Raw genomic sequence first — 23725 nt, forward strand, 5'->3', positions numbered from 1 at the left:
TTTGTACTTTTATATGTTGTGTGATATCATAATTAGGTGAGTAATAGAATGCAGTAAAACTAACCTTCAAATGGAGTTTATAATCCATCTGAAGGTTAGTTCAACTTATCCAAAGTTCTAGCACTACTTAAATAATTTATTGCAGAGTAGAGAAATTTATATGGAATAAATTATTTAGATGAAAAGGGGGAAATAGTTTGGAATATATAAATGATATAACTATTAACGAAGGAATAATACATATTTTAGATAATAATGCTGATGAGCCTATATTAAATGAATATTTACTAGATATGAATGATGACATATATAAATTTTTATTAAAGCATGTACAAAAAATATTAAGAGATGAAGAATTAAAATACGCTATATTTAAAGAAAATAGAAATATAGTAAAAGATTTATCGCAAGAATATTTAAATGGAAATGACAATTTACTTAATATTTCTAAAGAATTATCAAATCAAATGTTTACTCTAATGAGATCAAATGGAAATATACTGTCTTGTGATCTCTTAATAGTTAGTATCTCTACAGAATATGGTCCTATGCTTGGTATAATGAAAATGGATTATATAAAAAACTATGTTCACAATGTAGATTATAAAGAAGGAAAAATAGGAATAAATATTATAACACAATTTACTGGACTTCCAGGTAGTGGTCAAAAAATACAAAAAGCTGCATTTATAAAACCAATGAGAGATGATAATAAATTTGATTTAATGGTCTTAGATAAGAAGAAAAAATCAAAAGATAATGAAGAATATGGATCAAATTATTTTATAAACAATTATTTAGGATGTGAGCTAATTGATAATGAACGTGATAAGACTAAGAATTTTTTAAATGCTGCGGAAAAATGGACAAGAAATAATTTAAGTGAAAATGCAGATGTAGCAGAAAATGTTAGAAGTACTATTAAGAAAAAATTAAAAGATGAAGAAAGTATAGATATAAATGATATTTCACATGAATTATTTCAGCAGCAAGGTGTTAAAGAAAATTTTACACAATATTTAAAAGAGTCTGGTGTTGAAAATAATATTAATATAGATAAGGAATGGGTAGAAAAGAAATTAAAAAGAGTAAGACTTAAAATTGACAAAGACATAGATTTATATGTAAATGAAGAAACTTATAATGATAATACTAGATTTGAAATAAAAAGAAATGGCGATGGAACTATAAATATGGTAATTAAACATGTAAGTAATTATATAGAAAAATAAGCTGCATTATGCAGCTTATTTTTTAAGTAATTATTATTTATTCATAGAGTTTTCAGAACCTAAAACATTATCAATTTTGTTTTCAACTAAAGTTTTAATAGAATCTCTTGCAGGTCCAAGATATTTTCTTGGGTCGAATTCTTTTGGATTCTCTCCAAATACTTTTCTTACAGAACCTGTCATAGCTAATCTTAAGTCTGTATCCATATTGATTTTACATACAGACATTGAAGATGCTTTTCTTAACATTTCTGCAGGAACACCTTTTGCTCCAGCTATGTTTCCACCATATTGGTTACACATTTCAACATATTGTGGTTCAACAGCAGAAGCACCATGAAGAACTATTGGGAAATTATGGAATCCAGCTTCTTCTAGTTTATTAGTTATTTCTTGAAGTATATCAAATCTTAATTTAGCTTCTCCTTTGAATTTATAAGCTCCATGGCTAGTTCCTATAGCTATAGCTAAAGAATCAACACCTGTTTTCTTAACAAATTCAACAGCTTCATTTGGATCAGTGTAGATAGCTTCATCAGCAGAAACTTTAACATCATCTTCTATTCCAGCAAGTCTTCCAAGTTCTGCTTCTACAACTACTCCTCTTTCATGAGCATAGTCAACTATTTCTTTAGTTTTTGCTATGTTTTCTTCAAAATCATAATGAGATCCATCAAACATAACAGAAGTGAAACCAGCAGCGATAACTTCTTTAACAGTTTCGAAATCTGGGCCGTGATCAAGATGAAGAGCTGACGTCTACTCCAGTTTCTTCAATAGCAGCTTCAACCATGCTTCTTAAATAGCTTGCTCCAGCATAGTTAAGTGCTCCTTTTGAAACTTGAAGGATAACAGCAGAATTTTTTTCTTTACATCCTCTTACAACACCTTGAATTATTTCTAGATTGTTGATGTTAAAAGCTCCTATAGCATAATTACCTTCGAAAGCTTTTGCAAACATTTCTTTTGTAGTTACTAATGCCATGTATATACCACCTTTCAAAAAAATAATCGGGACATTTAATATCCCACTGGGACATCAATATCATTCATAATATATTATAAAGCAATAGAAAAATATTTTCCATACTTATTATAGTTTATTTTTAATGTTTTACAAAGGGATTTATGTAAACTGTATAAAAATAAGAATAATATTCAATAAAATCTCTTTTATTATAAGATAAAATATAGTAAAAGCTAATAATTGATGATTTTAGAATATATTTTGTAAATTAACTTTTTCTAATTCAATTATATTATTAACAAAAAATTTTATTACATGTATTTTAGCTAAAGATTCACTTTTATCTTTACATTTAACGTATTGAGTTAATTGAAGTAGCTCATTATTTATATCATCGATTTCTTCATGGTGCACAAAAACGGATAACTTTCTATGTTCTTTTTTCCATTTATTCAAAAGAGAAATTGACATTTTATAAGCATCTTCCCATTTCTCATTAGTAACAATAGTTTCTAATGAGTTAGTTTGTTTTAGCAATTGATTAGAAACATTAGTTAAATGTTTTGAAGAAAAAAATATTCCAGTTATCATTATTATGAATATTATAAATGATGTAATAATGTTTTTCATTTTTTATCACTTCCATTATTATTTAATTGATAATAGAAATCACCATTAGAATCTAATATGCCTACAAATATATCATTTATAGAAGATATATTATTTTGTTTAAGTTGGTTGTTTAACCAGCTAATACTTTTATTAGAAATTTGTAAATTTGTTTTATTTAATTTCCCATCTAGTATTAAAGTTATAGGGATTTTATCTTGTCTAACTTGTATATTTAAATCTTTTCTAGTTGTAGGCATTAATTCAGAACAAGGAATTATTGATAACTGTCCACTTGTTTCAAGAATAGCATATTTTATATCGCTTAAATTAAAATATCCTTTTAATCTTAATTCTTCCATTAAATCATTAACATTAAGTCTTTGATATTTAAGTTCATTTATATCTATTTTTCCATTACATATTAATATGCTAGGCTTACCAGAAATAAATTTACGTATTGTTGTACTTTTTAATTGTATTATCGATACAATAATTTGTAATATTAGTAAGGTTACCATAGGTATTATTCCATGCAATAAAGGCATTCTAACATCTTGCATAGGAAGGGTAGCAAGTTCTGATATCATTATTGTTATTACAAGTTCAAAGGGTTGAAGTTCTCCTATTTGACGTTTCCCCATAAGTCTAATTATTATTGTTGCAGCTATATATAAAATTGTAGTTCTAAAAATCAATACCACCATAATAATCCCTCCTATGAGTATAGTTTTATCTAAAGTTGCAAAAATATAACATAAATTTTAGATACATTTTCATTTTATTTAAGTATAATAGTATTATAGGATTCTATATATAGAGTAAGAGGATAGATGACAGTTGACAGAGGACAGTGAAAGGATAATTAATAACTCAACTTTCGCAGATAAAAAATAAGGCGAAAGCCTGTAAAATAAACGCATAAAGCAAAGAAACATTCCTTTTGGTATAATAGAATTGCTAAAAACATAACACCAAAGAAAGGAATGTTTCTTATGAACACTATTATACCAAATGATAACAAAGATAAACAACTGAATTTTACTATAAATAGATTTTTTAAAGATAACAAAATTGGATCTATTCTTAGAAAATGTAATTTTTCAAAGCAAAAAGGTTTTTCTTGTATTACAGTATTTAAATATATATTTACTCTTATTTTCACAGGTAAAAATCTTTTTCGTACTTTTGAGAGTAAAAAGAATATCAACTTTTCAAAAGATGTCATCTATAGGTTCCTTAATTCTCCTAATTTTAATTGGAGAAAATTTTTACTCATACTTTCTTCATCAATTATCAGAAATGTAATCATTCCGCTTACATCTAAAGATAGAGTAAATGTCTTAATAGTAGATGATTCTTTGTATAGTAGAAATAGAAGTAAATCTGTTGAACTCCTTGCAAATGTTCATGATCACGTTACAAGAAAATTTGTCAAAGGCTTTCGCCTTCTTACACTTGGTTGGTCAGACGGTAATACTTTTTTGCCTCTTGGATTTACTCTTCTTTCTTCTGAAAAAGAGAAAAATAGAATTTGCCCTCAAAATGAATCTATTGATAAAAGAACTAATGGTGCTAAACTCCGTAAGGAGGCTATTTTAAAATCACCTTCAGCTATGATGTGTTTACTTAAACAAGCTGCTAAATATAAAATTCCTGCATCATATGTTCTTTTTGATAGCTGGTTTACGTATCCCAAAATTCTTATACAAATTTTACAACTTAAACTTAATACTATTGCTATGGTTAAAGCAATGCCAAGGGTTTACTACAATTACAATGGTAAGCTTTTAAATCTTAAAGGACTTTATGCTAGTTTAAAAAAGAAACGCGGTAGAGCTAAAATTCTTTCTTCTGTAATTGTAGGTATTGGTTCTGATGAAAATGGCAATGAAGTAAAAGCAAAAATTGTATTTGTAAGGGATAGAAATCGAAAAAGAAACTGGCTTGCTTTGATTTCTACTGATATATCTTTAGACGATAATGAAATCATAAGAATTTACGGTAAACGCTGGGATATAGAAGTTTTTTTCAAAATGAATAAATCTTTTTTAAAGCTTGTTAAAGAGTTTCAAGGACGTTCTTATGATTCCATGGTTTCTCATACGTCTATAGTTTTTACTAGATATATCATGCTTGCTTTAGAAAATCGTAAAAATAATGATGTACGAACTATTGGTGGATTTTTTTATCAATGTTGTGATGAACTTCAAGATATCCAATTTTGTGAAGTAATGCGTATCATTATTGATATTTTAAAAAATGTTTTATCTGAAAAACTTCTTCTTTCTAAGGAGCTTATCGACTCAATAATAGACAATTTTATTACTGCTTTGCCTTGTTATATCAAGGAGAAGTTGGTCTTTTTCTCCTGCGAAAGTTGAGTTAATAATTAAAAATTAAAAATGAATAATGAAGGACATCTTTCTGCGAGGCAGAAAGTTTTTAATTTAATTAAAGATGAATGTTGATTTTTGTTTTAACAAAAATCTAAATAATATAATATGTCATTTTGCCTTAAGGCAAAATTTCCTTAATTCTTAATTATTAATTATACACTCAACTTTCGCAGTAAAAAAATACTGCTTAGCGAAGGGAAATGATATCTTGCGTAAGAAACATTTAATATCAATTAATAATTAATAATTAAAAATTAATAATGAAGGTTGATTTTTGCTTTAGCAAAAATTTAAAATTATATATTAGTTATTTTGCCCTAAGGCAAAATTTCCTTAATTATTAATTATTCATTATTAACTATTAATTATCTTTAAAGTAAAAGGTTTCTAAGCAAGATATCATTTCCCGCAGCGGCTATTTTTTATCTGCGAAAGTTGAATTATACATTATTAATTAAGTTAAAATTTTTTATTTTAACATAAAGTATTGGGAGATGATATTGTGGAAGTAGTAAAAAAGAAAGTAACATTTTATGATTTTATTAAAGATAATAAACTTGAAAGCAAATATCCAATTATATTATCAAAACTTAATGGAAGTGTTTATGAGTTAAGAGATGAGATAAATGAAAAAGGAAATATAGAAGTTATAGATATATCAAATAAAATAGGAATGAATACTTATGTACGTACACTGCAGTTTGTATTGATAAAGGCTGTATATGATCTTTTTGAAGATGCAACTATAACTATTGAACATTCATTAGGCAAAGGCATATTTGGAGAGATTCACAAGGAAAGTAAATTAACAGAAGAAGAGATATATAAAATAAAAGATAGGATGAAAGAAATTATTGATGAGGATTTAGTAATTGAAAAAATTAATGTTTCAAGAGAAGAAGCTAAAGAAATATTTGAAAAATATAATATGAAAGATAAAATACGACTTTTAAAACATTCCAATAAACAACGAGTTGAACTTTATAAATTGGGAGATATATATGATTATTTTTATGGACCTATGGCGTATTCTACAGGAATTTTAAAAGTATTTGATTTAATGTATTATGAACCAGGTTTCATACTTAGATTTCCAACAGCAAAAAATCCTTATCATATTCCAGAATATATTGATCAGAAAAAACTTGCAAAGATTTTTTATGAAACAGAACAATGGGGAAATATACTGGATGTAGGTGATGTTGGATCTTTAAATGATAAAGTAGATAATGATGATATGATTAATATAATACGTGTAGCAGAAGCATTACATGAAAAGAAAATTGCATATATAGCAGATATGATACATCAAAGAAAAAAAGTAAAAATTATATTAATTGCAGGACCATCATCTTCAGGAAAAACTACTTTTGCTACAAGATTAGGGATACAGTTAAGAGTTAATGGATTAATGCCAATACCAATTTCTTTAGATGATTACTTTGTAGATAGAGAACATACACCTAAAGATGAAAATGGAGAATATGATTTTGAATCTATTTATGCATTAGATTTAGAGCTGTTTAATGACCACTTAAATAAATTATTAGATGGAGAAGAAGTAGAAATTCCAAGTTTTAATTTTAGGATTGGAAAAAGAGAATGGAATAGTAAAAGACTAAAAATGCCACAAAATGGAGTTTTAGTAATAGAGGGTATACATGGATTAAATGAGATGCTAACATCGTCCATACCTAAAGAAAATAAATTTAAAATTTATATAAGTGCATTAACACAATTAAATATAGATAATCATAATAGGATAGCAACTACAGATGTAAGAAAAATAAGAAGAATTGTAAGAGATTATTTATCTAGAGGCTATGGTGCAGAGGATACTTTAAAAATGTGGCCTTCTATAAAAAGAGGAGAAGAGAAGAATATATTTGTATTTCAAGAGCAAGCGGATGTAATGTTTAATTCAACTTTAGTTTATGAATTATGTGTATTGAAGAAATATGCTCTTGAAGAGTTAGAAAAAATAAAACCAATTAGTTCTGTTTATTATGAAGCATTAAGATTGAGAAGTTTTTTAAGATTTTTTGAAGATATTGACAAAAAAATGGTACCAGAAAATTCAATACTTAGAGAATTTATAGGTGGAAGTTGCTTTTATAAATATTAATAATAAAAAAAATATAATATTTTTTGCAAAAAGGTAGTGACAAATAGAAAAAATAATCTATAATAAAAATTAGCATGCTATTGCAAGAAACATTGCAAAAAGCATGCTAAAATTGTGTAAAAAATTCATTATTTGTTAAATAATAAATAAATTATAGATTACAGGAAATGAGGTGTACATATGAAAAATTTTAGTATGTTTGATATAGTTGGACCAATAATGATAGGACCATCAAGTTCTCATACAGCAGGAGCAGCTAGATTAGCTAAAATCGCTAGTATAATTTCAGGAATTGGTATAGTAAAAGTTAAATTTTTACTACACGGTTCTTTTGCAAAAACTTATAGGGGGCATGGAACGGATAGAGCGCTAGTTGCTGGAATTTTAAAGATGGAACCTTGGGATGAGAGATTAAGAGAGTCTTTTAAAATAGCAAAAGAAAAAGGTATAGAAATAAGTTTTGAAGAAGCTGATTTAGGAGATGTTCATCCTAATACTGTTAAGTTTATTATAACTAAATCCAATGGTAGTACTATAGATGTAACAGGATCTTCAGTAGGTGGAGGAAATATAGTAGTTTCAAATATATCAGGTAGAGAAGTAGAGTTCAGAGGAGATTATCCAACAGTAATAATACAACAAACAGATACACCAGGAATGATTTCCAAGATAACCACACTTATGTATAGTGAAAACATAAATATAGGAACTATGAAGGTTTATAGGAGTAGTAGAGGAGCAAAAGCTACAATGACTTTTGAAACCGATAGTGTAATACCAAATAGTATAGTAAAGAAAATAGAATCTACACATGGAATTGAAAATGTAAAGGTTATAAATCCTGTTATGGAAGGGGAAGAATAACATGTTTGTAAATAGTGGTAAAGAACTTATAGAAGTTTGTAAAGAAAAAAATATGCCTATATGGGAATATACTTTAAATTCAGAAGTAGAAGAAAGTGGTTCATCTAAAGAAAGAATAGTTGAAAGAATGAAAAAAAATCTACATGTAATGCAGGAATCATCAAAATATGGTTTAGAAAATGAAATAAAATCTATAAGTGGATTAATAGGGGGAGATGCAAAGAGACTTAATACATATTCAAAAAATGGAAAAACTCTAACTGGAGAATTCATGGTTACAGCTATAGCAAGAGCTATTTCTTGCTCAGAAGTAAATGCAGCTATGGGGAAAATAGTAGCATCTCCTACAGCAGGTTCTTGTGGGATACTTCCAGCAGTTATAATATCCGCAGGAGAAAAATTAAATAAATCAGAAGATGAACTGGTTAAAGCTTTGTTCACAGCATCTGGTATTGGTATTATTATTGCAAAAAATGCCACATTATCAGGAGCAGAAGGTGGATGTCAAGCAGAATGTGGATCAGCAGCAGCCATGGCAGCAGGAGCTGTAGTTGAAATGATGGGTGGAAGTGTAGAAATGGCTTTAGATGCAGCTGCTATAGTCATAAAAAATATTTTGGGATTGGTATGTGATCCAATTGCAGGACTTGTAGAAGTTCCATGTGCTAAAAGAAATGCTTCAGGTACAGTAAGCGCACTTACTACAGCTGATATGGTTATGGCAGGTGTAAAGAGTATGATACCTTTTGATGATACCGTACTTGCAATGTATAGAGTAGGTAAACAACTTCCTTGTGAGCTTAGAGAAACGGCTATGGGTGGACTAGCTATAACACCAACAGGAATTAAGCTTAAAGAAAAAGTACTTGGAAAAAATAAATAAAAATAGGGTTTATTTTTAGAAAGTTATCTGTACAGATATTCCTAATTATAATTCTGTAACTTTTCATAAATATATGAATACTATGTTAAAGAGAAATAATAATTAGGACAAGGTGGTTATGAAGAAAAAATATATTATTTTTGTAATAGCAGCAGTTATATTGATTTGTATAAATACTTCTTCAAATATTGTTAATATAGTTATATATTCTTGTTCCGTAATTTGTCTTGCTTTTTTACTTGGTAAACTAACTTCTGGTATGTCACTATATATTGGTGAAAAAAAAGGTGGATTATTAGCAGCAACTATAGGTAATATTCCAGAACTTATGATGGGGATTTGGTCAATTAGATATGGAATGATACCAATGGTTAAGGCATCATTAATGGGTTCTATAATGAGTAATATGCTTTTAGGGCTTGGAATTGCAATATTTTGTGGAGGATTAAAGTATAAGGAACAGAAGTTTAATAAAATAATAGCTAGAACAAATTTTAATATGCTTCTATTAGCTATGTCAGCTATAATAGTTATGGCTGCTTTAAATGAATGTAGTGCAGAATCTCTAAAGAATAGTATATTAGTTTCAATTAGTATAAAAGTGTCTATAGTATTGATGTGTATATATATATTAGGTTTTATATTTTCGTTCTGTACACATAGAAATTTGTTTTTAATAAGTGACATAGAAGAAAATAAAGAGAAAAATAATAAAATTGAAGGGATAATATCAATAATTTTTCTTATTATTGTTTCTGTAATGTTATATTTTACAAGTGATAAGTTAATATTTAATATTAAATGTTTAGTTAAGAATTATAATATATCTCAACAATTTATAGGAATAATACTTATACCTTTATTGGGGAATATAGGTGAAAATGTATCGGCTATAATGTGTGCAATGGACAATAAAATTAATATGAGTTTAGAAACTGCTATAGGATCAAGTATTCAAATATCATTATTTGTAACTCCCTTATTAATGATACTTTCTTGCATAGTAGGAATGCCTATGGTACTTGTATTTTCAGTTTTTCAAATAATTATAAGTGTATTAGCAGTAGGTATGTCATTTTTAGTATTTCAAGATGGTAAAAGTTATTGGTTTGAAGGAGCTATACTTGTTTCTATATATATTATTATAACGATAGCATACTATTATGTATGTTAATTTGTCTAATATTATTAACTCAACTTTCGCAGTAAAAAAATACTGTCTAGCGAAGGGAAATGATATCTTGCGTAAGAAACATTTGAACAAAGTTTACAAGTTCTTAGCTTTACGAATTTGAAAAAAGTTATTTTTTAATTACTGATTCCTATGGAATATTAATTAAAAAATCTTTTTTCAATATGAGTAAAGCTTAGAACTTGTTACTGAAGTGAAAGGTTTCTAAGCAAGATATCATTTCCCGCAGCGGCTGTTTTTCACCTGCGAAAGTTGAATTATATATTATTAGTTCATAATTCTTAATTTTTTTTAATATATATCAATATAACCATATCTATAAGTAGGGTGATGTAGTGGCGCATAGAAAAGTAATAGAAAATTACTATTGTGATATAAATAATTTAACAGATTTAATAACAAAATTAGTTAATTCATATAGATTGTTAGTTGGAGGAGCGGATGAGCTAAATAAAATAGCATTAGCAGAAAAAAAAGATATAAAAAAAGCTTTAAACAGAGCAGAAGATTTAGGTGAAATTATAGATAATTTAATTTGTATATTAGATAAGATATCATGTAACTACATACAATATTGTAATATTAAAGCAAAAATTATACAAGGTAAAGTTCAAACAGATTATATATTAACTGAAATTGATCAAGAGTTAAAACTAAAAGAATGAAATAAACCCTCACATATATATGTGAGGGTTTAAGTACTTGTAATAATTATGAAACTAAATTTTTTTTATTTGTAATCGACTTATCATTAAATAAGATAATGATATTAACAAAATAATAGATATTGTTGGAGTAGTAGAACGATTCATCATTATTAATGAGTACAGAGCAATAAACATGCCTGCAGCTGTAATTGGAATTCCAAAAAAAACATTATTAAAAGTTGTAGAATTATACCTTGCTAGTCTATAAGCACCAGCAAGTGGAAAAATTAAAACTAAAATATAACCTATAATACCTAATAATGCAAAATGATTTAATTCAAACATTAATAATGCTGGAGCGACCCCAAATGATACTAAATCAGCAAGAGAATCTAATTCCTTTCCAAGATCACTAGAAACATTCAAAAATCTTGATATTCTACCGTCATACCTGTCCATAATTCCTGCGATTAAAATAAATAAACAAGCCCACATATAATTACCTTGAAAAGTCATAATTATAGATAAAATACCACAAGTTAAATTGCCAAACGTAAACATATTTGGTATTGCAAGTTTAAGCATTACTGTAATCACTCCTAAAATATACATTTAAATTATACACCCATAAATCTATTATATACTATTTTACTATTTTATTTAAGTGTTTGTTGTATGTTTTATGAAAATTTTATATTTAAAAATTTCCATAGTATAAAAAAATATATAAGATATAAAATAATCATGAAATATATATTTATTTTCAGGAGGTGTTTTTATGCAAATAAAGGATATTATGACTAAGGATATAGCAAGTGTAAATTATGACGATACAGTAGAAAGAGCAGCTCAACTTATGAAACAGTATAATGTTGGTTCAATACCTGTATGTGAAGGTGAAAAAGTCATAGGAATATTAACAGATAGAGATATTACATTAAGATCTGTTGCTGATGGTCAAAATGTTATGAGGCAATCTGTAAGAGAAATAATGTCTTCAAATCCTGTAACTGCGTCACCTAGTATGGATATACATGAAGCTGCAAGAATGATGAGTGAAAGACAAATAAGAAGACTTCCAATTATAGAAAGTGGAAATTTGGTAGGAATAATTTCTATAGGAGATTTGGCAGTAGAACCAAAGTTTTCAGATAATGCAGGAGAAGCATTGAGCAGTATTTCAGAACCAAGTTCACCCAAAATATAAGTAAATATTAATGTAAGTCCATAAGAATTTTATATTCTTATGGATTTTTTTCGTCAAATGTTATATTATAAATTAATGAATATAAATAGATTAATTTAGTTAAAATAAGTTAAAATCAAATAAAAATAGGAGAGAAAAAGGATGTATAAAGTAAAATTTATTTATAATCCATATTCGGGTGAAAATTCTATAATTGCAGATATAGATAAGGTTATAAAGGTACATCAAAAATATGGATATAATGTAGTGCCATATAGAATAAGTTTTGAATATGACATATCTAAAGCTTTTGAAGACATAGATGATACATATACATATATATTGGTAGCAGGTGGAGACGGTACAGTAGATAAAGCAGTAAATTGTATGAAAGAAAATAATATAAATATACCAATTGCAATTTTACCAGTAGGAACAGCAAATGATTTTGCAAAATTTATAGGAATGCCTCAAGATGTAGAATTGGCTTGTGAACAAATATTAAATAGTAAACCTAAAGATGTAGATATAGGAAAGATAAATGAAAAATATTTTATAAATGTTGCTAGTACAGGATTATTTACTGATGTATCACAAAAAACAGATATAAATCTGAAAAATACAATAGGAAAATTAGCTTATTATGTTAAAGGCATTGAACAATTACCTAAGTTTAGAAAATTACAGATAAATGTCAAATCACAAGAGATGAGTTTTGATGGAGATATGTTTCTTATGCTTGTATTTAACGGACAAACAGCTGGAAATTTTAAATTAGCATATAAATCTAGTATAGACGATGGATTATTAGATGTAATAATTATAAAAGCTAGTATGATAAAAGATATGATTGCTTTATTCATTAAGATGTTAAAAGGAGAACATTTAGAAGATGTAAGTGGTCTTATATATTTTAAGACTAATAAATTAGAAATAGAATGTACTGAAGATATAGTAACAGATATAGATGGTGAGAGAGGTCCTGATTTCCCTATTTGTATAGAATGTGCTAAGGGTGGATTAAAAATATTAGGAATCAAAGATAATTAGTAATAAAAATAAGAGAAAATAAATATATATAATTGATAACAATTTTATTGAGGAAAAGATTTTGACATATATTTATTTAATATTGTTAATGTTTATGTTTTGTATTTTATATAAAGGAATAAGTATTGCAGTAAAAACTGCATTTAAGGTAAGGGTAATTGCTAATATAGCTTTAGCTGGTTTATTAGTTAGGAATATAGCTTTATTTATAATGTTTTTGTGTCAAAACATTAGATACTTATATATGTTAAAACCATTTATATTTTTAGATTTGGCGTGTATTCCTATATTAATTTCTATACTAATATATATATTGGCAAGAAATAATAAGATGAATTTTTCATACTTGTTTATAATATCAATAATATTGTTTTGTATTTATGCAATATTTATGTTTAAATTTGATTATACAATATTTATATATCAAAATTTTGGATATAATATGGAATTTTTAAATCAAAATTATATTTTAATATTTTTGTTATGTATATATTCTATTTATTTATTTTTAGCAATAATTTTGATGAAACATAAAAATACAAGAAAAACAATAATGTGTTTTGTAATTGTAATATGTATAGTATCAATTTTAGAGATAATACTTAGATTAAGTAACATAAACTTGATTCCAAATTTTATAATAAGCCAATGCTTATGGATTTTAATTGTGGATTATGTTTTATATAAAATGAAAAAAACTAGATCTATAAGATAATAAAGATGCTTTGCTAAAGCAAAGCATCTTTATTATCTTCTTCTTTTTTTAGTGCCATTTTGTTTTTTTGTTCTTTTTTTGAATAAATTAGTCTGTTGTTTGTTTTTTTGAAAATGTGCTGGAATTAAGCATTTTTTATCATAACCAATTAAATCTTCTCTATGTTCTGCTAATAAAGCTTCTTTTACTAACTTATAATTTTCAGGTTTTGAGTATTGAAGTAATGCTCTTTGCATATTTTTTTCATGTTGTTTTTTTGGAACATATACTTTTTCGTTAGTAAGTGGATTGATTCCTGTATAATACATTGTAGTAGATAAAGTTCCTGGTGTAGGATAAAAATCTTGAACTTGTTCAGGAATATGTCCCATATCACGAATATATTCTGCAACTTCAATAGCGGCTTTTAAATCACTGCCAGGATGGCTTGATATTAAATAAGGAACTAAAAATTGTTTTTTATCAAACTTTTTATTAATTTCATAATATTTATTTACAAATCTATCATATACTTCTCTAGTTGGTTTTCCCATTTGCATTAGCACTTTATCAGTTACGTGCTCAGGCGCAACTTTTAATTGACCACTAATATGGTATTTACATAATTCTTGAAAAAATTCAGGGTTTTTATCGTAAATTAAATAATCATATCTAATTCCTGAACGTATAAAAACTTTTTTTACACCTGGAATTTTTCTCATTTTTCTAAGTAAATTTAAATATTCAGAGTGATCAACTATTAAATTTTTACAAGGTTTAGGAAATAGACAAAGTCTATTTTTGCATACTCCATGATTTTCTTGCTTTTTACATGCTTTATGTCTGAAATTAGCAGTAGGTCCTCCAACATCATGTATGTATCCTTTAAAATCATCAAGTTTAGTTAAAAGTTTTGTTTCATTTAATATAGAATCTTGGCTTCTATTTTGAATAACTCTACCTTGATGAAAAGTTATAGCACAGAATGAACATGAACCAAAACAACCTCTGTGGCTAGTTATAGAAAACTTAACTTCTTTTATAGCAGGTATTCCACCGTCTTTTTCATATATAGGGTGATAATTTCTTGCATAAGGTAAATCGTAGACTATATCCATTTCATTTTGAGTTAATGGAGTTTGTGGTGGATTTTGTACTATATATCTATTAGCGTGTTTTTGAATAATTGTTTTTCCATTAATAGCATCTTGTTCGAAATATTGAATTTTATAACTTTTTCCATATGATTTTTTATTTTCACATACTTCTTCAAAAGAGGGACATTCTACAAAATCTGTTATGTTATCTATGGAGTTTGTGGCATATAAAGTTCCTCTTATATTTGTCATTTTATCTATTTTCATTCCATATCTAAAAAGGTTTCCAATTTCAGTTACTGCTTTTTCACCCATACCATATATTAAAAGATTTGCTTTAGAATCTAATAAAATACTTCTCCTAACTTTATCAGACCAATAATCATAGTGAGCAAATCTTCTTAAACTAGCTTCTACCCCTCCAATAATAATAGGAACATCTTTATAAGCTTCTCTAACTTTGTTGCAATATACAATTACAGCTCTATCAGGTCTGTATCCACTTTTGCCACCAGGTGAATATAAATCGCTGTGTCTTTTCTTTTTAGCGGCTGTATAGTGATTTACCATAGAATCTATATTACCTGAGTTTATTAAGAAACCATATTTGGGCCTACCTAATTTTTTAAAATCATCTATAGTGTTCCAATTTGGTTGAGCTATTATTCCTACCTTAAAACCTTCATTTTCTAAAACTCGTCCTATAATAGCTGTACCAAAAGAAGGATGATCTACATATGCATCGCCTGTTACTATTATAAAATCTAATTGATCAATTTTTTCCTGTTTTAAATCTTCTTTGCTAATCGGTAAAAACTTATTGTTGACTTTCATTATAATCCTCCAATTGAATTTTATTTTAAGAAAAAAGTTAATGGTTAAATTCAATAAACTATACAATAAACTATACAATAAATAATATTAACATAATAACTTAATATTATAAATCATAATATATCTTTTATTCAATGGGTTGCATTTTAGAGATACTATTAATATAATAATAATATAAAGTAATATTTTAATAATGTTTGGTAGGTGAGGCTCCTATATAGATATATGCTACTGCCCTGAAACATCGAGAGATGCCAATGGGTTAACAGGTATTGCCGTTAAGGTTTTACTTAATGTAGCTGGATTTAGTATATTTATTAAGTCCAAAGCTATATAGTGCTAAAGCTTGTACGAGAGTTTTTAGTAAATTGGAGAGCCTTTTATGAGCTCTTTTTTTATTTAAAATACAATATTTCAAAAATAGGTGGTGAAATAAATGGACGGTGATCCTCAATTACCGGCGAGTATTAATTTGAGATTAAAAATGAAAAAAGCAGAGAAATATTTATTTAAAAGTTGGTTTTTATATAATAAAGATGTTTTTCTATGGTAAAAATAGTAATTGTATTTTTCCTATGGAAAAGTATCTTTAATAATAATTTGTTTTATACTTATTAAATATAAAAACTAACTAATTACTATGTTCTAAATAAATATTTCTCTGTAAAAAGAAGGAGGAGTATTTATGAAAAAAACATGTAATTTTTATTTAAGTCAAATTTTGAATCAAAGGGTTTATGATGAATTTAACGATTGTATAGGTACTTTAAAGGATATTTATGTAACTACAGATAAAGGATATCCAAGAGTTATAGGGTATAAAATAAAAGGAAATAGAGAAGTTTTTAATTATGAATTTAGAAATATTGAATTTTATGAAGATAGTAATAAGTTTACAATAAAAGTAAGAGGAGTAAAAGATATAATTCCAAGAAAATATTCTTATTTATTATCCGAAAATCTTTTAAATAAAAAAATTGTTGATGTTAATGGAAAAAAAGTTATAAAAGTTGAAGATTTAACATTATTTCAAAATGTATCAGAAATAAAAGTTGTTGCAGTAACTTCAGGGATTTTATCGGTAGCTAGAAGAATGGGAATGAATAGATTTATAAGCAGTATTTATAATATTTTTGGGAAAAAACCTAATGAAGATATTGTTATGTGGGAAAGTGTTGAATCTATAGAAATGGTAGATAATAATTTAAGATTGACAGTTCCATATGAAAAATTATCTAAGTTACATCCTGCTGATATTGCGGATATTTTAGAAGATTTGGATACAAAAGATAGGAAAAAGATATTTGAAAGCTTAGATAGAGATTTAGCTGCAGATACGTTAGAGGAAATTGAACATGAAGTTCAAGTGGATATATTGAAGAGTGTCAATACATTAAGAATTAAAGAAGTATTAGAAAACATGCCAAATGATGAAATAGCAGATATGTTAGAAGATATGGATCAACAACAAGTTGAAAGAATTTTGTTAAATTTAACAAAAGATGATGAAAAAGAAATAAGAAATTTAATGCAATATGAAGATGAAACTATTGGAAGTATAATGAATAAAGATTTTATTTCTTTAAATGTGAATATAACAGCTCAGGAGACTATTGATATACTAAGACAAACCAAACCAGATGAAGAAGTTATTTATAATATATATATTGTAGATGAGAATCAAAAACTTCAAGGAATAGTTCCATTAGTGGATTTAATAACATCTAGTCCAGAGAGTAAGCTAGAAGATATAATGGACTCACAAATAATAACCATAAAAGATGATGAAAGTATTGATAAGGCAGTAGAATACTCTTTAAAATATGATCTGTTATCTATACCAGTGATTAATGATGGGGAAAATTTATGTGGTATAGTAATATTGAATGATATCTTTGATGAAGTAGTTCCAAATAAATTTAAGAAAAAAATTAGAAAAGCAGTTTAATTATATTTTAAAAGGTGGTTAAAAAAATTAACCACCTTTTTGTTGTATTTTTATGTAATTTTAAGCACAAAATAATAATGCTACTAATAGTGTAAAGGGGTGCTTAAGATTGAATAAAAATTTTATTAGAAAGTTAGCTATTTGTTTATTAATGGTTTTTGGTACATATAGTATTAGTTATGTATATCTCATGCCATATAAAAATGCAGTAAATGTAGTAACATATAAGTATGGTTCTAAAGGTGGTTTGGTATATAAAATTCAAGATAAATTAAAACGATGGGGTTATTATAAAGGTTCAATAGATGGAATATATGGATATCAGACATATAAGGCTGTTAGATATTTTCAATCTAAAAATGGATTAGGTGTAGATGGGATAGTAGGAAATAAAACACTATCAGCATTAGGTATATATGTTAAAACAAATACCACATCTACAAGATATTCTTCAAATAATCAAGATGTTAATTTGTTAGCAAGATTAATAAATGGAGAGGCACGGGGTGAGCCATATGAAGGACAGGTGGCAGTAGGAGCTGTTGTTCTAAATAGAGTAAAAGATCCCCGTTTTCCATCTACTGTAGCAGGAGTAATTTATCAACCGGGGGCATTTACAGCTATAGTTGATGGACAAATAAATGCTAATTTAAGACAAAGTTCTATAAATGCTGCAAGAGATGCTTTGAATGGATGGGATCCTTCAGGAGGTGCTGTTTATTACTATAATCCTGCAAAAACTACAAATAAATGGATATGGTCAAGACCTCTGATAAAAATAATAGGAAAGCATAGATTTTGTAGATAATATAGTTGACAATTTAGAAGTTCGATAATATAATGTAACATAACTAATTCATACTAAAATACTCGGATATAAGTATCACATTATAGTATTAAGAGATAATTTAACTTTTAATAGATAAAAAAGGTAATAAAAAGTATAAAACTACAAAGTTTAAAGAGCAATTAATCATATTCTATTTGAACTCTATTCTTTGAATTTTGTTTTAATTAAGTATTAGGGGGAAAAATTTTGTTTAAAAAATTGATATATGACTTGGATGTTGTAATAAAAAATGATCCAGCGGCAAGAAATAGATTAGAGGTATTTTTATTATATCCATCAGTACATGCTATGATTAATCATAGAATAGCACATTTTTTATATAAAAAAAGATTATTTTTTTTAGCGAGATTAATATCTCAAATATCTAGATTTTTTACTGGTATAGAAATTCATCCTGGGGCTAAAATTGGTATGGGATTGTTTATTGATCATGGTATGGGAGTAGTAATAGGAGAAACGGCAGAAATAGGTGATGATGTAGTGTTATATCACGGAGTAACTTTAGGAGGAACTGGTAAGGAAAAAGGTAAAAGACATCCAACAGTAGGAAATAAGGTACTTATAGGAAGTGGAGCTAAGGTATTAGGACCAATTAAAATTGGCTGTAATGCTAAGATAGGAGCCAATTCAGTAGTATTAAAAGATGTTCCTGCAAATTGTACTGCAGTTGGAATACCAGCAAGAATTATTAGAGAGAAAAAAATACAATTAACTACAGATGAGGCTGTATTAAATAATGATTACAGTGATGAAAATAAATATGAAGAGAAAGTTGTTTAATTTATAATATAAAAACATATATCTAAAAAATGTTTGTTTACTTTTAGGTATATGTTTTTTTTTATGCAATATGTGCCTTTATTTTGTATGTTCCAAAATTTTGAAAATATTAATTATTAAATAGACTTTTATGTAAAATCAAATTATAATATAATATAGGATGTTATTTTAAAGAAAGGTGGAATTGATATGATTTCTCCTATAGCACTAAAGCTTATGGAAATCTTACCTGACAAAATGATAATTTCTTTATCTAAAAAAATATTAGGTTATTATATAAACAATTATGCTAATATAAAAGTAGAGGGAAAGGAATTTATAGAAAAAATAGATGGTCCCATTTTATTTATAGGAAATCATTTAAGTAATTCAGATGGACTAGTATTAGATAAGGTACTAAAAGATAAAGATGTTACTTTTGTTGCAGGTATAAAGTTAAGTAGTAATAGGCTTACAAAATTAGGAATAAATATTGTAAAAACCATTCCTATTAAACCAAATTCCGCAGATAAAGATGCTATTTCAAATGTAGTAAAAAAAGTAAAACAAGGTAATAATGTTCTTATTTTTCCTGAAGGCACAAGAAGTAGGACAGGTAAAATGATAGAAGGTAAGCAAGGAATATTGCTAATAGCTAAACTCACAAAAGTACCAATAGTTCCTGTAGGAATGTGGGGAACAGAAAAGCTTTTACCAATAGACGATAAGGATATGGGTAAAGAAAAGTTTCAACATGCTGATGTACATGTAAAGATAGGCAAACCAATAAAACTTCCTACTAAACAACAAGGTGAGGATAAAAAACATTACAGATATAGATGTATGGATTACATAATGGGAAATATAGCGAAATTACTTCCAGAAAGTTATAGAGGAGTTTATTCAGAAACAGTCCAAGGTATTGACGAATAATATATTAAGGATTTTTGTATGAAAGTTAAGTTGTATTATAGTTAGTATTTCTAGAATGCGTAGAAGTACTAACTTTTTATTTTTATCATTTTATGTTAAATTAAAATGTAAATGGATAAAATATAGGTAAAAGTACTTAAAAGAAAGGATATAAGTTATGGACAAACAAATAATTTCTAAAGTATTAGATATTTTAGCTAACACATATAAAGGTGTGAAATGTGGTTTAAATTTTGATTCTCCATATGAGTTATTAGTATCTACAATATTAAGTGCTCAATGCACTGATGAAAGAGTAAATAAAGTAACTGAAGAATTATATAAAGAATATAATACACCACAAAAAATGGTGACCTTATCTCAAGAACAGTTAGGAGAAAAAATAAAATCTTGTGGCCTTTATAAGAATAAAAGTAAAAATATTCTTAGTGCAACTAAGGATATTTTAAATAAATTTAACGGAAAAATTCCTAATACTAGACAAGAACTTATGACTTTAGCAGGGGTTGGTAGAAAAACTGCTAATGTAGTTTTATCAAATGCATTTAATGTGCCAGCAATTGCAGTAGATACTCATGTATTTAGAGTAGCTAATAGAATAGGAATTGGTAAAGGCAAAAATGTAAATGAAGTTGAAAAGCAGCTTATGCAAAATGTTCCTAAGGAAATGTGGAGTGATACTCATCATTATATAATATGGCATGGTAGAAAGATATGTAAAGCAAGAAAACCTGAATGCAGTAAATGCCCTTTAAATAATTATTGCGAATATTATAAAGATAATAAAGAATAAAAAGTTAATAATATTGAATTATCTAATTCAAGTGTTACAATAATCTTAGAGGAAATTATGCATAAATTTGGGAGGGCATAGTCATGGATATTAGAAGTGAAGCACTAAATGTACATAAGCAATTAAAAGGAAAATTAGAGATTGTAGGAAAAATGGATGTTAAATCAATGAAAGATTTATCCATAGCATATACGCCAGGGGTAGCTGAACCTTGTGTTCAGATATCAAAACAAAAGGATAAAGTATATGATTACACTATGAAAAGTAATACCGTAGCAGTAGTTACTAATGGAACAGCAGTATTAGGGCTGGGAAATATAGGACCAGAAGCAGGACTTCCTGTTATGGAAGGAAAAGCACTTTTATTTAAAGAATTTTCAGGAGTAAATGCTGTACCAATTTGTTTAGATACAGAAAATCCAGATGAAGTTATTAATGCTGTAAAATTAATAGCACCTTCTTTTGGTGGAATTAATCTTGAGGATATAAAAGCCCCAGAATGTTTTTATATTGAACAAAAATTGAAAGAAGAGTTAGATATTCCAGTATTTCATGATGATCAACATGGGACAGCTGTAGTAGTTCTTGCAGGAGTTTATAATGCATTAAGACTTGTAAATAAAAATGTGGAAGATGTAAAGGTTATTATAAATGGAGCAGGTTCAGCTGGAATAGCAATTTGTAAGTTGCTTTTAAAAGCTGGAATAAAAAATATAGTTATGTGTGATAAGTTTGGTGCAGTAGTAGAAGAAGATTGTAATTTAAATGATGCTCAAAAAGAAATTTCTAAGGTTACAAACAGAAACTTTGAAAAAGGAGAATTAAAAGAAGTAATAAAAGGTAAAGATATTTTCATAGGAGTATCTGCACCAGGTGTACTTACAAAAGAAATGGTACAAACTATGAATAAAGATAGTATAGTATTTGCTATGGCTAATCCAACACCTGAAATTATGCCAAACGAGGCAAAAGAGGCTGGAGCAAGAATAGTAGCTACAGGAAGATCAGATTTTCCAAATCAAATAAATAATGTTTTAGTATTTCCAGGAATTTTTAAAGGAGCATTGGAAGTAAGAGCTACTGAAATTAATGACGAGATGAAATTGGCTGCAGCAAGAGGTATTGCAAATATTGTTAATGATAAAGAGCTAAATGAAGAAAATATAATTCCTAATGCATTTAATAAGAGTGTGTCAAATTCTGTAGCAAATGAGGTTAAAAGAATAGCAAAAGAAATGGGAATAGCAAGGGTATAAGAATATAGAAACATAATCCAAGGATTCTGTATATAGTCTCAAAAAGCATATATTGCGTAAAAAACATTTGAACAAGTTTTTTATGCACTGTATGCTTTTACTTTTTGTATTGAGGTTTATTTTTCACCTGACAAAGTGTAAGTTAATAAAAAACTAGCCTCTGAGTACTTTTTTTATAACTTTGAAACATTAGTAGTAATATTTTGGCTTGAATTGAATAATATTGTAACAGGTGGACAAAGATATCAATATATATAGAATATATTAACATTGAATTACATATGTTAATAAAATGTATTTTATAAAAAAGTACTAAAACTGCTACTGTTTATATCAGAGGATAAAAGGATTTTAATGTTAAATTAGAAAAATAACATTGAGGGGTGAAAATGTGAGGAAAGATAAATCAAAAATTATAAGATTAATATTTAAATTTTGTATAGTACTTATATTTATTTTTACATTTAGTTATAGTACAAGGTTCAATAATACCAATATAAAAATTTATGGTGACAATGATAATGAAAGTGTTAAATTGTCATGTAAAAAAAATAGTAAAGATAGTAGTAATAAATTAGTTAAGCTATTTTGTTTGGATAGTGACAAAACGTTAGATTATAGAGGATATGCTGAATATGGTTATTTTTTAAGAGCAGATAGTGTTGAGGTTAAAGATAATAAAACAATTATAAATATGTTAGCAAAATTACATGATCAATGCACTTTTGCGGATATATATTTAAAGTATGAAGTTGATAATGAAAAAATAATACAAAAAGTTAATGTTAATTATAGTTCTTCAGAAAAAAAAGAAGCTAATATATTAAATTCTATAATACCAGAAAAAGTTATTTTAAAATTGCCTCTAAAGAAAGAAAGTTCTTGGGAACAAAAATTTGAGTATAATGGAAAAGAGTATAAAGCACTTACAAAAATAGAGAATATAAGTGAAGAAAAAGGTGTGAAAAAATATGAAACAAAGACTATAGTAGATAATATAAAAGGATTTCAAAATAATAAGTATGTAGAAAAATGTGTTTATGAGGAAGGAAAGGGATTAGTTAAATTTGATATGACAGTTCCTATTAATTCATCATATTCATGTTGTGAAGGAAAGGAATTTGGATATTCTTTCAATAATATAATTATAGATAAAAAGCATGAGATTATTAAAGATAAATAATTAATATAGGTAAGAGAATAGGTAATAGCACTATAGAAGTGCTATTACCTATTTTGTTATTATATAGTATTATAAGTTATAATTTTAAATAGGTAATAATTTAACTTTTATTCTAATAAATGATATTTTTATGGTATTATATAGATATTGAATTAAGGTATTGGATTTGAATATCAAATAAATTTGCATTAGAATTACTATGCATAATTAGTTAAGGATAGGGG

The 23725-nt window shown here is 26.8% G+C and carries 21 protein-coding genes, 1 pseudogene and 1 riboswitch; of the genes and pseudogenes, 17 read left to right on the forward strand and 5 right to left on the reverse strand.

Features of this window, described 5'->3' with window-relative positions:
• The first annotated feature begins 197 nt into the window (after positions 1–197).
• Positions 198–1232, forward strand: a complete 1035-nt coding sequence (locus tag ACFIJ5_RS03000; RefSeq protein WP_379803619.1) for a nucleoid-associated protein — start codon at positions 198–200, stop codon at positions 1230–1232.
• Positions 1233–1265: 33 nt separating this feature from the next.
• Here the strand turns inward: ACFIJ5_RS03000 and fba are convergent.
• From fba to ACFIJ5_RS03015, 3 genes and pseudogenes are all read right to left on the reverse strand, one after another.
• A pseudogene (gene fba / locus ACFIJ5_RS03005) lies at positions 1266–2217 on the reverse strand (class II fructose-1,6-bisphosphate aldolase).
• 231 nt (positions 2218–2448) lie between these two features.
• Complete coding sequence (locus ACFIJ5_RS03010) at positions 2449–2829, reverse strand: DUF4363 family protein (RefSeq protein ID WP_379803621.1); 381 nt, start codon at positions 2827–2829, stop codon at positions 2449–2451.
• Entirely contained in the window at positions 2826–3515 is a 690-nt protein-coding gene (locus ACFIJ5_RS03015) for a DUF421 domain-containing protein (RefSeq protein WP_379803623.1), read from the reverse strand. Before ACFIJ5_RS03015 ends, ACFIJ5_RS03010 begins: the two co-directional genes overlap by 4 nt.
• Before the next feature lie 288 nt (positions 3516–3803).
• Here ACFIJ5_RS03015 and ACFIJ5_RS03020 point away from each other — a divergent pair, with 288 nt between their 5' ends.
• The 6 genes from ACFIJ5_RS03020 to ACFIJ5_RS03045 all read left to right on the forward strand — a co-directional run bounded on the left by ACFIJ5_RS03020 (position 3804) and on the right by ACFIJ5_RS03045 (position 10936).
• Complete coding sequence (locus ACFIJ5_RS03020) at positions 3804–5192, forward strand: IS4 family transposase (RefSeq protein ID WP_379802854.1); 1389 nt, start codon at positions 3804–3806, stop codon at positions 5190–5192.
• A gap of 517 nt (positions 5193–5709) precedes the next feature.
• On the forward strand, positions 5710–7332 hold the full coding sequence (locus tag ACFIJ5_RS03025) for a nucleoside kinase (RefSeq protein WP_379803626.1): 1623 nt from the start codon (positions 5710–5712) through the stop codon (positions 7330–7332).
• Positions 7333–7512: 180 nt separating this feature from the next.
• Entirely contained in the window at positions 7513–8196 is a 684-nt protein-coding gene (gene sdaAB, locus ACFIJ5_RS03030) for an L-serine ammonia-lyase, iron-sulfur-dependent subunit beta (RefSeq protein ID WP_379803629.1), read from the forward strand.
• A 1-nt stretch (position 8197) separates the two neighbouring features.
• Positions 8198–9079 carry an L-serine ammonia-lyase, iron-sulfur-dependent, subunit alpha gene (gene sdaAA / locus ACFIJ5_RS03035; RefSeq protein WP_379803631.1) on the forward strand — a complete coding sequence of 294 codons (882 nt, stop codon included), beginning with the start codon at positions 8198–8200 and terminating at the stop codon, positions 9077–9079.
• A gap of 118 nt (positions 9080–9197) precedes the next feature.
• Complete coding sequence (gene cax, locus ACFIJ5_RS03040) at positions 9198–10253, forward strand: calcium/proton exchanger (protein WP_379803633.1); 1056 nt, start codon at positions 9198–9200, stop codon at positions 10251–10253.
• Positions 10254–10606: 353 nt separating this feature from the next.
• Positions 10607–10936 carry a hypothetical protein gene (locus ACFIJ5_RS03045; RefSeq protein WP_379803635.1) on the forward strand — a complete coding sequence of 110 codons (330 nt, stop codon included), beginning with the start codon at positions 10607–10609 and terminating at the stop codon, positions 10934–10936.
• Positions 10937–10990: 54 nt separating this feature from the next.
• On the opposite strand, the gene pssA is transcribed toward ACFIJ5_RS03045, so the two are convergent.
• On the reverse strand, positions 10991–11503 hold the full coding sequence (pssA, locus tag ACFIJ5_RS03050) for a CDP-diacylglycerol--serine O-phosphatidyltransferase (protein WP_379809516.1): 513 nt from the start codon (positions 11501–11503) through the stop codon (positions 10991–10993).
• A 193-nt stretch (positions 11504–11696) separates the two neighbouring features.
• On the opposite strand from pssA, the gene ACFIJ5_RS03055 reads away from it, so the two are divergent.
• From ACFIJ5_RS03055 to ACFIJ5_RS03065, 3 genes are all read left to right on the forward strand, one after another.
• Positions 11697–12125 (forward strand): CBS domain-containing protein, encoded by a 429-nt coding sequence (locus ACFIJ5_RS03055; RefSeq protein ID WP_379803638.1) that lies wholly within the window; start codon positions 11697–11699, stop codon positions 12123–12125.
• A gap of 141 nt (positions 12126–12266) precedes the next feature.
• Positions 12267–13154 carry a YegS/Rv2252/BmrU family lipid kinase gene (locus ACFIJ5_RS03060; protein WP_379803641.1) on the forward strand — a complete coding sequence of 296 codons (888 nt, stop codon included), beginning with the start codon at positions 12267–12269 and terminating at the stop codon, positions 13152–13154.
• A 61-nt stretch (positions 13155–13215) separates the two neighbouring features.
• Positions 13216–13869 (forward strand): hypothetical protein, encoded by a 654-nt coding sequence (locus ACFIJ5_RS03065; protein ID WP_379803644.1) that lies wholly within the window; start codon positions 13216–13218, stop codon positions 13867–13869.
• A gap of 32 nt (positions 13870–13901) precedes the next feature.
• Here ACFIJ5_RS03065 and ACFIJ5_RS03070 read toward each other — a convergent pair whose 3' ends face one another.
• A complete protein-coding gene (locus ACFIJ5_RS03070) occupies positions 13902–15779 on the reverse strand; it encodes a YgiQ family radical SAM protein (RefSeq protein ID WP_379803647.1) in 1878 nt (625 codons plus the stop codon).
• 189 nt (positions 15780–15968) lie between these two features.
• A riboswitch (M-box (ykoK) riboswitch) is annotated at positions 15969–16144 on the forward strand.
• 320 nt (positions 16145–16464) lie between these two features.
• Between ACFIJ5_RS03070 and ACFIJ5_RS03075 the strand changes: the two genes are divergently transcribed.
• The 7 genes from ACFIJ5_RS03075 (at position 16465) to ACFIJ5_RS03105 (ending at position 23501) form a co-directional block, all read left to right on the forward strand.
• On the forward strand, positions 16465–17727 hold the full coding sequence (locus ACFIJ5_RS03075; RefSeq protein ID WP_379803650.1) for a magnesium transporter: 1263 nt from the start codon (positions 16465–16467) through the stop codon (positions 17725–17727).
• 151 nt (positions 17728–17878) lie between these two features.
• Positions 17879–18535 (forward strand): spore cortex-lytic enzyme, encoded by a 657-nt coding sequence (gene sleB / locus ACFIJ5_RS03080; protein WP_379809518.1) that lies wholly within the window; start codon positions 17879–17881, stop codon positions 18533–18535.
• 228 nt (positions 18536–18763) lie between these two features.
• Positions 18764–19357 carry a serine O-acetyltransferase EpsC gene (gene epsC, locus ACFIJ5_RS03085; protein ID WP_379803653.1) on the forward strand — a complete coding sequence of 198 codons (594 nt, stop codon included), beginning with the start codon at positions 18764–18766 and terminating at the stop codon, positions 19355–19357.
• A gap of 189 nt (positions 19358–19546) precedes the next feature.
• The gene (locus ACFIJ5_RS03090) at positions 19547–20269 is read left to right on the forward strand and encodes a lysophospholipid acyltransferase family protein (protein ID WP_379803655.1); all 723 of its coding nucleotides are present in this window, start codon (positions 19547–19549) and stop codon (positions 20267–20269) included.
• Positions 20270–20426: 157 nt separating this feature from the next.
• On the forward strand, positions 20427–21062 hold the full coding sequence (gene nth / locus ACFIJ5_RS03095; protein WP_379803657.1) for an endonuclease III: 636 nt from the start codon (positions 20427–20429) through the stop codon (positions 21060–21062).
• 83 nt (positions 21063–21145) lie between these two features.
• Positions 21146–22318 (forward strand): NAD(P)-dependent malic enzyme, encoded by a 1173-nt coding sequence (locus ACFIJ5_RS03100; protein ID WP_379803660.1) that lies wholly within the window; start codon positions 21146–21148, stop codon positions 22316–22318.
• A 391-nt stretch (positions 22319–22709) separates the two neighbouring features.
• Positions 22710–23501: a hypothetical protein gene (locus tag ACFIJ5_RS03105; protein WP_379803662.1), complete on the forward strand. Its 792-nt coding sequence runs from the start codon at positions 22710–22712 to the stop codon at positions 23499–23501.
• Positions 23502–23725 lie beyond the last annotated feature (224 nt).

The organism is Haloimpatiens myeolchijeotgali, from assembly GCF_042688525.2.
GTDB lineage: Bacteria > Bacillota > Clostridia > Clostridiales > Clostridiaceae > Haloimpatiens.

What these genes read in the sequence shown, in the direction of transcription:
- cax (WP_379803633.1), top strand. Translation starts at nt 9,198, where the DNA reads ATGAAGAAAAAATATATTATTTTTGTAATAGCAGCAGTTATATTGATT.
- sdaAB (WP_379803629.1), top strand. Translation starts at nt 7,513, where the DNA reads ATGAAAAATTTTAGTATGTTTGATATAGTTGGACCAATAATGATAGGA.
- ACFIJ5_RS03060 (WP_379803641.1), top strand. Translation starts at nt 12,267, where the DNA reads ATGTATAAAGTAAAATTTATTTATAATCCATATTCGGGTGAAAATTCT.
- sleB (WP_379809518.1), top strand. Translation starts at nt 17,879, where the DNA reads ATGGTTTTTGGTACATATAGTATTAGTTATGTATATCTCATGCCATAT.
- ACFIJ5_RS03010 (WP_379803621.1), bottom strand. Translation starts at nt 2,829, where the DNA reads ATGAAAAACATTATTACATCATTTATAATATTCATAATAATGATAACT.
- nth (WP_379803657.1), top strand. Translation starts at nt 20,427, where the DNA reads ATGGACAAACAAATAATTTCTAAAGTATTAGATATTTTAGCTAACACA.
- pssA (WP_379809516.1), bottom strand. Translation starts at nt 11,503, where the DNA reads ATGCTTAAACTTGCAATACCAAATATGTTTACGTTTGGCAATTTAACT.
- sdaAA (WP_379803631.1), top strand. Translation starts at nt 8,198, where the DNA reads ATGTTTGTAAATAGTGGTAAAGAACTTATAGAAGTTTGTAAAGAAAAA.
- ACFIJ5_RS03015 (WP_379803623.1), bottom strand. Translation starts at nt 3,515, where the DNA reads ATGGTGGTATTGATTTTTAGAACTACAATTTTATATATAGCTGCAACA.
- ACFIJ5_RS03020 (WP_379802854.1), top strand. Translation starts at nt 3,804, where the DNA reads ATGAACACTATTATACCAAATGATAACAAAGATAAACAACTGAATTTT.
- ACFIJ5_RS03090 (WP_379803655.1), top strand. Translation starts at nt 19,547, where the DNA reads ATGATTTCTCCTATAGCACTAAAGCTTATGGAAATCTTACCTGACAAA.
- ACFIJ5_RS03055 (WP_379803638.1), top strand. Translation starts at nt 11,697, where the DNA reads ATGCAAATAAAGGATATTATGACTAAGGATATAGCAAGTGTAAATTAT.
- ACFIJ5_RS03100 (WP_379803660.1), top strand. Translation starts at nt 21,146, where the DNA reads ATGGATATTAGAAGTGAAGCACTAAATGTACATAAGCAATTAAAAGGA.
- ACFIJ5_RS03075 (WP_379803650.1), top strand. Translation starts at nt 16,465, where the DNA reads ATGAAAAAAACATGTAATTTTTATTTAAGTCAAATTTTGAATCAAAGG.
- ACFIJ5_RS03070 (WP_379803647.1), bottom strand. Translation starts at nt 15,779, where the DNA reads ATGAAAGTCAACAATAAGTTTTTACCGATTAGCAAAGAAGATTTAAAA.